This window comes from Candidatus Auribacterota bacterium, from assembly GCA_026392035.1.
Taxonomy (GTDB): Bacteria; Auribacterota; Tritonobacteria; order UBA1439; family UBA1439; genus JAPLCX01.
This window is the reverse complement of the sequence record JAPLCX010000054.1, coordinates 1-12,154: the sequence shown is the minus strand read 5'-3', so window position 1 is coordinate 12,154 and position 12,154 is coordinate 1. Positions and strand designations below refer to the sequence as shown.

Sequence of the window (12,154 nt, the reverse complement as noted above, 5' to 3'; positions counted from 1 at the left end):
GCCTACCTCTAGGCGACGTTCACGCCAGGCGCTTGTGGGCGCCGGTGCCTCCGGACATGAGCTTCACGATCTCAGCCATCACGCTCAGGGCAATCTGTCCGGGCGAGCTGTCGCCGAGGTCAAGACCGATAGGGCTGTACACCCGCTCGTCAACGCTGATCCCCTCCTCCTCGAGCTGCTCACGGAACAGTTGTGCCTTATTTTTGCTCGCGATGACGCCGATGTAGGCGGCGCTGGTCCCCAGCGCCTTCCGCAGGCAGAGCAGGTCGTGCGCATGACCGTGCGTGCAGATCATTATGCAGGTTTCTTTGCTTATCGGCAATGTATCGAAGGCTTTCTCATACGGGCCCGCATGGAGCGCGGCGGCCGAAGGGAAGCGCTCCCGATTTGCGTACTCTTTTCGGTCGTCGGCAATTATATAGGGGATCCCGATGAGCTCCGCGAGGCGGGCGATCTTCTCCCCAACATGCCCTCCGCCGAAAATCACCAGCGGTGCATGAGCACGAATCACATCAATGAAAATCTCTATCTCCCCGCCGCAACACATGGTGATGTTGTCGGGGTTTTGGGGATCGAGGCTGTACGCCACTTTAATGGGTCGGCCATCCGCGATGGCCTTCTTCGCCTCTCCGATCACAAGCGCCTCGAGCACGCCCCCCCCGATCGTTCCCGCAATCGATCCGTCAGCGTAGACGAGCATCCTCGCACCCGCCTTGCGGGGAGAAGACTTGTGCGTGGCGACGACGGTCGCGAGCGCAACGCTCCGGCCTCGCCTCTTCGCCTCGACGAGCTTCTCGAACAGATCCAGTTCGTCATCCATGTTTTACCCCCACCCCTTCCATAACGTCTGGCGATTTTAACGATTTAAACGACTTAAACAATTTTAACGAATTTTTTGTAGTCTTCCGGACTGTCAATATCGGCGACAATGCCCGGATCGTCAAACCCGATCCACCTCACGCGACCTGCATCCCTCATCAGGACGGCGCGCGCCCCCACCTCCGGCGGGGCCTCCATGAGCTCGCTGAAAAGCGCGCGCGGAAAAATAATCGGGTGCCCTCCCCTCCCCATGAACCGCGTGACGGCTATCTTCTCCGGCGAACTCTCCCACGCCGCTCTCAAGCCCCGGTATGTGGACGGTGCGACGAGGGGGTGATCCACAAGCGCCACGAGCGCGCCCGCAGAACGCTCATCAACCCCCCCCAACCCGCACTGAAGGGATGAGAGCTGGCCCCGACTGAATTCTCTGTTGATTACAACCCTCGCCCGTGGGAGGCGCACTGCGCTCATCACCTCATCGGCGTGAGCGCCCAGCACCACGATCACCTCATCCATCCGCGCCTCCCGGAGCCGGGCGCAGATCGTCTCGAGGAACGTGCTCGCCCCAAATTCCAGAATCGCTTTGGGGCGCCCCATCCTTTTCGATTCTCCCGCCGCAAGAACAATTGCAGATAACATAACTCGCATTTCACCACGGAGACACAGCGCGCCCGTTGGCCGCAACCAATTTTTACCACTGAACCTGCCTGCCGGCGGGCAGGGACACTGAATTCACTGAACACAACATTCTACGGTAAAGAAAGTTACGAATACCAAGCGAAAAACTTTCTCAAATTAAAAAAGTTTTGCACACTTGTAGTACGGGGAGGAGGACAGGAAACACAACAACATAACCGGCTTGACTTTTTACACAGAGCGAAAGAGATAACGAGAGGGAGCGTGTATCCATTATTATTCCTTGCCGGGAAAGCTATTCTCCGTGTTCTTTGTGTCTCCGTGGTGCAACACAGTATTTGTCCGTTCCGAAGATGCGGTCGCCTGCGTCGCCAATGCCGGGAACGATATAGGCATTCTTGTTGAGCCGCGCGTCAATAGACGCCGTGTGCACCCTGACCTCGGGATAACGCCGCTCCACACGCCTCACGCCCTCCGGTGCGGCAACGAGTGTGACCGCACGAATATCTCCCGCCTTTTTCTTTTTCAGCAGGGCGATCGCCGCGAGCAAAGACCCGCCGGTGGCGAGCATCGGATCGAGAATGATCGCTGTCTCCCCTGAAAGATTCTCCGGCAGGGAATGGTAATACTCACGGGGGCTGAATGTCTTCTCATCCCTACGGAGACCGATCATGCCCACGATTGCATCCGGGAAGAGGTCGAGGAGAGCCCCGAGCATTCCGAGGCCGGCCCTCAGTATCGGCACCGCCACCACGCGAGGGTCTGCGAGCACTTCGCCCCTGATCCGGCCGAGCGGCGTCGTTATCCTTGCCCGCTTCAAAGGGAAATCCCTGACCGTTTCGCAGATGAGCAGCAGTGCCGCGCGCCTGAGGTACTGGCGGAATTCCAAAGGGCCGGTACGACGGTTCCGTAGGTGAGCGAGACAATCGCTGATGAGCGGGTGTTCAGTCACGATAACCGGCATCACACACCTCACATTAAAAGTCGCGCCTGCGTAACGTCGTAGCCCCCCTCACACATAGAGCAGAGGGGAAAGTGGGCTATTTTAACAACTCATATTTACAAAGACCAGCGCAAAACGCCCATATGGCATCATAATTTTATTGCGGGATATATTCCGGCGTTGTATACTGGGGCTCTGCGGAAAGGAGACCTCTCTTTTGACGAACACGATACGAATCGCTATCGCCGGTGTGGGCAACTGCGCGAGCTCTCTCATTCAGGGGATTGAGTATTACCGTCGGAATAGCGATGCCGCACACGATACCGCGCTGGGGCTCATGCACTGGGAAATCCATGGCTACACGCCAAAGGACATCGAGGTGGTCGCCGCAATTGACATCGATAGGCGCAAGGTCGGCCAACCGCTCCACGAGGCGATTTTCGCCAAGCCGAACTGCACAAAAACGATCATCCCGGACATGCCCCCGAGCAGGGTCATCGTCCAGGCCGGCCCTCTCCTCGACGGCCTCTCCCCCCATATGAGGGAATATGACGAGGACAAAATTTTTCTCCCCTCTGATGCCAAGCCCTGCGATGTGGAAAAGCTCATCAGGGAAAGCGGCGCAGAGATACTCCTCAACTATCTCCCCGTCGGCGCCCAGAAGGCCACCGAGTTCTATGCCCGCTGCTGCCTCAACACGGGGGTGAGTTTCATCAACTGCATGCCGGTTTTTATTGTCTCCGACCCCGCGTGGGCCAAGGAGTTTCACGATCGGGGGATACCGATCGCCGGTGACGATATCAAAGCGCAGGTGGGCGCGACCATTGTCCACAGGACGCTCACGAAGCTCTTCGAGGACCGCGGGGTAAAGCTCGACCGGACCTACCAGCTCAACACGGGCGGGAACACGGATTTTCTCAATATGCTCAATCACGACCGATTAAAATCAAAGCGCATCTCCAAAACCGACGCCGTCCAGTCACAGCTCCGGACGCCGCTGGAACCGGACAATATTCACATCGGCCCCTCGGATTACGTGCCCTGGCAAAAAGATAACAAGGTCTGCTTCCTCCGCATGGAGGGGAGAGGATTTGCCGCCGTGCCCCTGAACATCGAGCTCAGGCTTTCAGTGGAAGACTCCCCGAACAGCGGCGGCGTCGCGATCGACGTCATCCGCTGCTGTAAGATCGCGAGAGAGAGGAAGATTGGCGGTCCGCTCCACAGCGTCTGCGCTTATGCCATGAAGCACCCCCCAGAGCAGATGTCCGACAACGAGGCACGGGAACACATGCAGGAATTTATCAGGGGGGGGAGCGCCCGGGCATAGGTCGCGGGCGGGTATCATGCATTCGCCCAGTGTGGATCAACCGCTCGTGTCAGTATCCATCCGCTTGCCCGCGAGGGCGTTGCGTATGCATCGGTCGAGCGAGATGCTGCTGAGCTGATCCTTCACCATGCACTCCTGAGCGCCACGCTGTTCCGCCTCTCTGCACACTTTCTCGTTGCCCGCCCCCGTCAGCACCACCACGGGGATTGCGGGGTGGGCAGCACGCAGCCTGATGAATGTATCCAGCCCCCAGCTGTCCGGGAGAGTCAAATCCAGCAGCACAAGATCAATCCCGCCTCCCGCGAGGCGCTCCAGCCCTTTTGAGAGCCGGTCGGCCCGCTCAATATGGAATTGAGCGCTCTGCACTTCAGAGACCATCTCCTCTATGAGGCGAGCCTGTAGAGGGCTATCCTCGATGAGCAGGATTCCGATTTTTGCTTCGCTCATAGATTCTCTCATCGATCACCATGACGCTCACCACAATCCTCATCCCTTCCCCTCGCCGGTCCCTCGCTCCCCCGGCAACTTCGCCACGGTCAACAAAAATTCCTGCATCTGCCGAACCACCCTGATAAATTGGTCAAGATTAAATGGCTTGATGATGCAGCAGTTCGCGTGGAGATCATAGGCCCTGTTGATATCCTCTTCTGCCTCAGACCCGGTGAGGACTACCACAGGGATCCGCCTCAACCCGAGATCCTCCTTTACCTCGGCAATCACCTCGTGCCCATTTTTCCTGGGAAGGTTTAAGTCAAGCACGATGAGGTTCGGCGTCGCTACGTGTGTATACGGCCCCTCCTGGCGGAGGAAGGCCATTGCCTCAACTCCGTCCCGGACAACGTTCAGGCGGATAGGCATCCCGCTCTCCTTCATGATTTCCTCGATGAGCCGCACGTCGCCTGGATTGTCCTCCACAAGCAAAATCTCGAGTGGTGTTGATTATTCTTTACACTTTTTGCCATGGTCATTGCGATCCCGCAAAGCGGGAGAAGCAATCTCCTGCTGCCCAAAGAGTTGAGATTGCTTCGTCGCTACGCTCCTCGCAATGACATGTCAGATATTTAATGCTCCCCGTGATAACTATGTTATCTCCCCATCACTCACGATTCACGGGTGGGAATCGTAAAATAGAATGTTGAACCGCTCCCCGGCGCTGACTCCACCCAGATGCGCCCCTCGTGCCGCTCCACTATTTTTCTGCACAGCGTCAGGCCGATACCGGTCCCCGGGTATTCATCCCGTCCGTGCAGGCGCTGGAATATCACGAAGATCCGGTCGTGAAATTGCGGATCGATGCCGATCCCGTTGTCGCGGACCGAGATAACCCACTCAGGGGGTCTCTGTTCAGCCGAGATATGGATGCAGGGAGGTTCCGCCGCCCGAAACCGTATGGCGTTGCTGATGAGATTCTGGAAGAGCTGAACGAGCTGTGGCGCGTCTGCCGTTACCACCGGCAGCACATCGTGAGTCACCGTCGCGCCGCTCTCGCTGACTGCCACCTGTAAATTGGCAATGGCGCGCTCGAGGGCAACCGTACAATCAGTTGGCTCCAAAAACAGTCCGATGGTTCCCAGGCGTGAATACTCCAGAAGATCATTGATGAGGGCCTTCATGCGGACTGCCCCATCGACGGCATATCGAATGAACTCATCGGCATCCGGATCGAGCTTGCCTTTGTAGCGCCGCGCCAGCAGCTCCAGGTAGCTCGCCACCATTCGCAGCGGCTCCTGCAGGTCATGAGAGGCCACAGAGGCGAATTGCTCGAGATCCTCGTTTGAACGCTCTAAATCCTCCGCGGCCCTTCTGAGCGCCTCTTCGGCCCGCTTTCGGTAGGTGATGTCGCGCGCGATGCCGGTGGTCCCGATCAACGTGCCTTCATGATCATAAATCGGTGTCTTGATCGTTTCTATCCAGCTCCTGTTTCCTGTGGCATCTACCAGCGGCTCTTCAACGCGCTTGCGCCGCCCGGATTGCATCACCTCGGCATCATCAGCCCGATACCGTTCAGCCAGGTCCCTCGGCCAGATGTCAAAGTCTGTCTTCCCGACCAGTCCCGCAGGCGCCACCCCGCACGCTTTACCGAACGGCTCATTCACCGCGATAAACTTGCTCTCCCTATCCTTCAGCCAGGCGATATCGGGGATATTGTCGAGTATCGCCTTCTGCCGACTCTGCCCCTTCCTCAATTCCTCCTCAGCCCTTTTGCGGTTGGTAATATCATCAAAGAGAAGGGCAAAATAGCCCTTCGCCGGGCTGTAGGCAGAGACCGAGTACCATCGGCCGAGGAACTCCGAATACCGCTCCACCCGCGCCACTTCTCCACCCAGGGCCACCCCGCCGTAAAACCCTATCCAATCAAAATCAGAATCCTGAATCCGCGGAAGCACCTCCGTAAACCTTTTATCAATGATCCTATCCCTCCTCAATCTGGTGATCTTCTCAAAAACGCTATTGACCTCGATGTAGACGAAATCCACCGGCTGCTCGCGGTCATCGACGACGATCCTGCAATACGCAAAACCGGTGAGCATATTCTCGAACAGTGCCCGATAGTCAGCCTGGCTCTTTCTCATCTCATGCTGTGAACGCTCCAGGGCGACGAGCATCGCATTGATCGAGGCGGCGAGTTTGGACAGTTCGTCCCTCCCTCCCAGTGCCACGCGCCCCGAGAAATCACCCGCCCGCCCTATATCATCAATCCGGGCATTGAGCTGCCTCAGGCGGGACAGCACTACCATGTCCAAGAGAAGAACTATGACTATTCCCAACAGAAGGCCGATTGTGAGGAGGGAGAAAACAAAATAGCGCACGGTCCTCTGCCCGTACGCGTAGATCGCCCTCGGGCTGTCTACCCGCACTATGAGGCCCGGCTTCCCGTAGAGATCCCGTATAAGGGTATAGCCTGCAATTAGATCCTGATTGAGTGGTTTGACAATGATGGAAGATTTTTGCGCTAACAAGGGGGCCACTGCGAGGACATCGGATGGCAACCCGCGAGCCGCGAATGGGAACACCTTGAGGGATAGATGGATCAGCGATGCGAGCTCTCTGATTTTCCGCGCATCCAACGAGCGACCCATGACAAGCGTGCCGCGCAGAGTCCCTTTGCCCTCTCCGGTCAGAATGGGGCGCACGGCAACAAGTACCGGGCCCGCAGGGAGCGAAATAATCCCGGTGACCTTATCATGGGGTTTATGAATCCCGAGCAGAAGGCTGGAGGAGCGGATATGCTGCTCCAATCCCTTTGGCAGGAAACTCCTGGTGTGGTGCTCCGGATCAAAACCTGTCGCAAAGACAACCCTGCCTGATGGATCGACGAACAGTATCGCATTGATCTTGAGCGCACCGAGGGTGATGTCGTTGAGATTGTTTTTTATGAACACTTCATTGCCATTTTGAACAAACGCACAGGTCTCATCCCACCACGCCCAGTCGCGCGTGGTGTAATCCAATTCCTCTATCTCCTTTGCCAGGGAGTCTCTCACGCGTTCAACATCCCTGGAAATGCTCCGCTCCCCCAGCTCCGCAAAGCTGCCGAGCAAAATAATCCGCGAGACCAGATAGAGGGTGGCGATTAAACCACCCACGATACTGCAAAAAGCTATGATTGTTTTCGTGCGTAAGGTCAATGACACGCCCTCCCTGACCATTTTCCGATATGGGCGAAACCCCCGAGTCGAGCACGCCGCACACCACTCAGACCGGCCTGAGACCCGGGGTGTTCTTCCTTCACTGTCTGCATGGTTATTATAGTAACGTCTCAGAAGGTGTGAAAAAATTGCCTCCTGGCCTTTTTTGTAGGGGTCGCCTGCCTGCCGGCGGGCAGGGATTTATCCGACCCGTCAGCGGGTTTGATAAAACTTGTCCTGAGCGAAGCCGAAGGATCAAGCCCCTACACGGTGGATTACATATGCCGAAGCGACAAACCGGATTTTTTCACACCTTCTCAATTGCGAGGGGGACCTGTCACTCCTGCGGAAGCCTGCCTATGCCGAAGCGGCTTCGCGCAGGCAGGCAGGAGTCCAGCTTAAAAGATTCCCACGCTGGATTCCTCCCGCTTAGCGGGATGGGAATGACACTCGCATCATTATTTAGTGATAACTGAGGGCTCGCCTATTATAGTAATGGGACAGTTATGGGGTTTTAGCCGCGGATTTACGCGGATGAACGCAGATAAACCTTTATGCAATCCGCGTGTATCTGCGTGTATCAGCGGCAAGAAACCCTACCTACGCGTACAATGCTTTCTTATCTGCGGCAAACGATTGTTGAATGCCACCCATAAGTGAGGCATTACCTATTATATTTCTTAGGCGTGGACAAGTCAATCGACCCGAAGTAGAATTTATCCGATTACTATGTACACCTATACTGAGTTTTTTCGACGGTGCGTGAACGCCTTCAAACACTCAGTTACCCGTCTCCTCGTGCGCGGGAAAGTGCCCGCAGACGCGATCACCCTCACCGGTTTTGTCTGCTCCTGCCTCGCCGCGGCGGCGTTCGCGTCCGGACGCTTCCCGTGGGGGGGGGGGATGATCGTCCTCGCGGGCGCATGCGATGTGTTCGATGGAGCAGTCGCCAAGGCGAGGGGACGCGTCACCCCCTTCGGCGGCTTCTTTGATTCCTGCCTGGACCGCTACTCGGATATCCTCCTCCTGGGTGGGGCGGGCGTGTACTACGCGGCACACGGCCCCCTGCGCAATGTCATCCTCGCGGTACTGGCCATCGGCGGGTCAACGCTCGTGAGCTACACCCGTGCGCGGGCGGAGAACATCGGCGTGTCGTGCAAGGTCGGATTCTGGGAGAGGACCGAGCGAACCTTCATGATCATGCTTGGGGGATTCTTCTGGCGCATGCCGAGCATCCTCTTGGAGCTCGCGATCTTCGCGAATATCACCGCCGCGCACCGCATCTACTACACGTGGAAACAGTTGAACAAACCCTCGTGGGAACCCCCGCGCATCCCCATCCTCAGCGCGATTCTTTTCTGGGAATACCCCCGCTACACGTGGCAGTACGATATCTACGTGGGGCTCGGGATCGTTCTGCCGCTGGTAATTAAACTGAATTAGCCCGTGGCTCGTGATTCGTAGCAATAGCAATTCCATCTGGAGTTTCCCCATTTTTCAGAAACCAAGGTAATTTTTCACAACGGACCTGCCTGCCGGCGGGCAGGGACACAGAGAGCACGGAGAAGCCACAGAGAAAAAACTACTGGTTCTCTTCCATTTTGTGTGGGCGATCTGCGTTGCAGGCTGAATCAGCTATGAATGCGCTACAGGTGCTCTTGTGTGTTTTTAGCCTGTAGGGGCTTGATCCTTCGGCTTCGCTCAGGACAAGTTTTATCAAGCCCGCTTTGATGCGGGTTCGATAAATCGAACCCCTACAATGAGAAGGTAAGGCGGCAGTATATGACCCTTTATCCACACAAAGTGCAAGAGAACCGAACTACTGTAATGACCTATTGTTTAGGGTAGTACGTTATCTCCGTGTCCTCCGTGCCTCCGTGGTGGATTATGCATCGGAATACACCTACAAAATATGATCTGTTTCACTTTGCAAATACTGTATCCAATTCCGACACAACGCATTGTGTATTTGGATGATACGTTTTTGGGGGATGTCCAGCAATTCCCTCTCCCTCGGAGGGGAGAGGTCCGCCTGCGGCGGATGAAGTCAGGGCTTGCCCGCCTATGGCGGGTGAGGATGTATGACGATTCACGAACGACGAGCCACGAATCACTTCCGGCGGGTGTGCGACCACGTGGAGAGTACTACGGGCATGGCCTTGAGGAACCCGCGCGGGTTATAGAGCGCTTCTATTTCGCCGCGGCAGTTATACCAGCAGGAGCGACAGGTGTTCGCGCGCCAGGCGGCATTGAGGCGTGAGAGTATTTCCAGTGCGGGATCGCTCACGATGCTCCCGAGCGGGTGCTCCAGGTCCTCGACGCATTTCGCGACCCTGCCGAAGTTATCAATATTGAAAAACCCTTTCCCCGCCTTGCACCCGGGGACCCCGCCGTCACGCGCCAGATTAAAACGCTCCAGAAAATACTCATTGGAGATAAAATTTTCGTATTTCTTGCGCAGCGTGAGCAGATGTTCGCCCACCGCACGATCGGGGGTGAATTCCTTTTCCCCTCCCTTGAGATTGCAATAGGGTTGCACCATGAAGAAGGCGCCATAACGGGCCGCGAGCCGGATGAGCGGCTCGATCTCATCCGCGTTGTCCCTCATGAGGACGGCCATGACATTGACCCGTTGGAACCTGCCGCAGCGCTCTCCGGCAAAATACTCGAGCGCCTTGAGCGCCCTGCGGTAGGCCCCCTTTATGCCGCGGGCGCGGTCGTGCTTTTCTTCATTCGCGTAGTCAAGCGACACGCTCGCTCCCCAGAGACCGGCGCGGTACGCATCACGGGCAGTCTCCTTCGTGACGAACCAGCCGTTCGTGGTGATGAGCGGCATATGGTAGCGCGCCAGGGCCTCGACAATCCGCGGCAGATCCGGGCGCATAAACGGTTCCCCGCCGCCGATGGAGATCATCAATGAACTGATCCTGGCGAGATTGCGGCTGCCGCGCTCGATGTCAGCCACGCTCAGCTCGTCCGAGGGTTTTACCCTGCACTTCCAATAGTCACAGAAGGTGCAGCTGAAGTTGCAACGATAGGTCACCTGCCAGGTGCACCAGACGGGCCTCCCGGCGAAGAAGCGCGTAAATATCTTGAACTTTTTATAAATCGCGGGATGGACAGTTCCCATAGTCGCAGGGGCGCTCTGGTTTTTATTCACTCTTCACTATCCACATTTCACTGTCTTTAAGTAGCCGTTGACCTTCTTCCACTCCTCGAGGGGGGTCGAATAGGCCCGCTCCACGCGCGTCCGGTACACAGGGCCGGAATTGTAGGAGCAGAAGGAGTAGAGCTTCCCATCGGGCGACGCGAAATGGATCACGCAGCGCTTGATGCGCGAGAGGTCGTAGTTATACGCATCCATGAAGTGCATCCCGCCGACCATCATGGTGCGGAAGGTCTTCACGTCTTTGCCGCGGCCCACCTTTTTATCGAGCATTCCATTGAGCGTCTGGAGGTACATGGTGAAGCTGAGTCCCTTCGGGGCTTTATCCTCATGGTAGAACTTCCTGAGCATATGCCATGCCTTGATCTTCGCGAATGACTTGAACCGCGATCGCTCCGTCTTCCCGGCGAGGCGGTACATCTCCGTCACGAGATTCTCCACATCAATGAACCGCGACATCGGGATCGCTTTCCCCTCGTCGTCGATCACCAGGTAGGCGCAGAGCGTGCAGTGTGGGTGGCAGGTGAAATTGGTGATCTGCTCTCCCCTCAGCGCGCCGATGAATTTGGAAAAGGGGCTCACAAAGGAGAGGGGGTAAAAATCGTCCCGGTTCACCAGGCCGGTCTGCTGCTCCAGGCCGATCATCACGTCGGGGAGCGTGATCCGCTTGCTCATCCGCTCCTCGTGCGAGATCCTGCCCGTGAAACAGACGGGCTGATAGCTGATCGCCGCGATCACATCGGCATTGGCGATGGCGAATTTGAGAATGTCGCCGACCGCCTGGTCGTTGACTCCCCGGACGATCGTGCAGACGAGCGCGATCTTCATGTCGGCCTTGCGAATGTTCTCAATCGCCCGCGCCTTCATGTCCACGAGGGGTTTCCCCCTCGTCACCCGGTAGATCCGGTCATCGAGGCCGTCGAACTGGAGGTAGATCGTGTGGAGTCCCGCCTCCTTTGCGCGCATCGCGAAATCGAGGTCCGTGAACTTGATCCCGTTGCTCGCGATCTGGATGTGCGAGAACCCCATCTTCCCGGTTATTTTCATGATATCGAGGAATTGCGGGTGGAGCGTCGGTTCGCCCCCGGAAAACTGGATGATCCTCCCCGCGACAGGGCGCTCGTTCCGGTACGTCTGGAGCATTGCCACCACCTGGTCGAGCGAGGGTTCGTAGACATAGCCGGTCACGTTCGCGTTGGCGAAGCAGATCGGGCAGGTGAGGTTGCAGCGGTTGGTGAGATCGATATTCCCCAGGACCGTGGGGTTCAGGTGCATCCCGCAAAGGCCGCAGCTGTGGGGGCAGTTCACCTCACCCGTGACATTGGGATTGCTCACACCATACCCTGTGTCAAACGCCCACCGCTCGCTCCGGAGATAAAGTTCTGCGTCACCCCAGTAGATGTCCTTGCACGCCCCGTGCGCCGGGCATGATTTCTCGAGCATGACCTTGCCGTCCTCCTCGTACAGCTCCGCGGGAATGACGATGAGGCACTGCGGGCAGAGAGACTGGATTGTCTTGGGCAGGCCCTTCTTCAGCGGCTCGCGGGGATACCCTGAGAGGGTTTTCTCCATCCTGTCCCCCGCCACGGCAAGGGGCAGCGGTAACATACTCACGTTTCAGACCCCACTTTCTT

General features: G+C 57.0%; 10 protein-coding genes. 2 read left to right on the top strand and 8 right to left on the bottom strand.

The window, feature by feature from the left end; all coding sequences use genetic code 11:
* Positions 1–19: 19 nt before the first annotated feature.
* The 3 genes from NTX71_05000 to upp form a co-directional block, all read right to left on the bottom strand.
* Positions 20–820: an XdhC/CoxI family protein gene (locus NTX71_05000; GenBank protein ID MCX6339261.1), complete on the bottom strand. Its 801-nt coding sequence runs from the start codon at positions 818–820 to the stop codon at positions 20–22.
* A gap of 53 nt (positions 821–873) precedes the next feature.
* Positions 874–1,458 carry a nucleotidyltransferase family protein gene (locus tag NTX71_04995; GenBank protein MCX6339260.1) on the bottom strand — a complete coding sequence of 195 codons (585 nt, stop codon included), beginning with the start codon at positions 1,456–1,458 and terminating at the stop codon, positions 874–876.
* A 292-nt stretch (positions 1,459–1,750) separates the two neighbouring features.
* Positions 1,751–2,419 (bottom strand): uracil phosphoribosyltransferase, encoded by a 669-nt coding sequence (gene upp, locus NTX71_04990; GenBank protein MCX6339259.1) that lies wholly within the window; start codon positions 2,417–2,419, stop codon positions 1,751–1,753.
* A 196-nt stretch (positions 2,420–2,615) separates the two neighbouring features.
* On the opposite strand from upp, the gene NTX71_04985 reads away from it, so the two are divergent.
* Positions 2,616–3,725, top strand: a complete 1,110-nt coding sequence (locus tag NTX71_04985; GenBank protein ID MCX6339258.1) for an inositol-3-phosphate synthase — start codon at positions 2,616–2,618, stop codon at positions 3,723–3,725.
* A 36-nt stretch (positions 3,726–3,761) separates the two neighbouring features.
* Here NTX71_04985 and NTX71_04980 read toward each other — a convergent pair whose 3' ends face one another.
* The 3 genes from NTX71_04980 to NTX71_04970 all read right to left on the bottom strand — a co-directional run bounded on the left by NTX71_04980 (position 3,762) and on the right by NTX71_04970 (position 7,354).
* Positions 3,762–4,172 (bottom strand): response regulator, encoded by a 411-nt coding sequence (locus NTX71_04980; protein MCX6339257.1) that lies wholly within the window; start codon positions 4,170–4,172, stop codon positions 3,762–3,764.
* Between the two features lie 39 nt (positions 4,173–4,211).
* Positions 4,212–4,640 carry a response regulator gene (locus tag NTX71_04975; GenBank protein ID MCX6339256.1) on the bottom strand — a complete coding sequence of 143 codons (429 nt, stop codon included), beginning with the start codon at positions 4,638–4,640 and terminating at the stop codon, positions 4,212–4,214.
* Positions 4,641–4,825: 185 nt separating this feature from the next.
* Complete coding sequence (locus tag NTX71_04970; protein ID MCX6339255.1) at positions 4,826–7,354, bottom strand: ATP-binding protein; 2,529 nt, start codon at positions 7,352–7,354, stop codon at positions 4,826–4,828.
* A gap of 729 nt (positions 7,355–8,083) precedes the next feature.
* On the opposite strand from NTX71_04970, the gene NTX71_04965 reads away from it, so the two are divergent.
* Positions 8,084–8,797, top strand: a complete 714-nt coding sequence (locus tag NTX71_04965; GenBank protein ID MCX6339254.1) for a CDP-alcohol phosphatidyltransferase family protein — start codon at positions 8,084–8,086, stop codon at positions 8,795–8,797.
* Between the two features lie 667 nt (positions 8,798–9,464).
* On the opposite strand, the gene NTX71_04960 is transcribed toward NTX71_04965, so the two are convergent.
* On the bottom strand, positions 9,465–10,514 hold the full coding sequence (locus NTX71_04960; GenBank protein MCX6339253.1) for a radical SAM protein: 1,050 nt from the start codon (positions 10,512–10,514) through the stop codon (positions 9,465–9,467).
* A 6-nt stretch (positions 10,515–10,520) separates the two neighbouring features.
* On the bottom strand, positions 10,521–12,128 hold the full coding sequence (locus NTX71_04955; protein ID MCX6339252.1) for a radical SAM protein: 1,608 nt from the start codon (positions 12,126–12,128) through the stop codon (positions 10,521–10,523).
* Positions 12,129–12,154 lie beyond the last annotated feature (26 nt).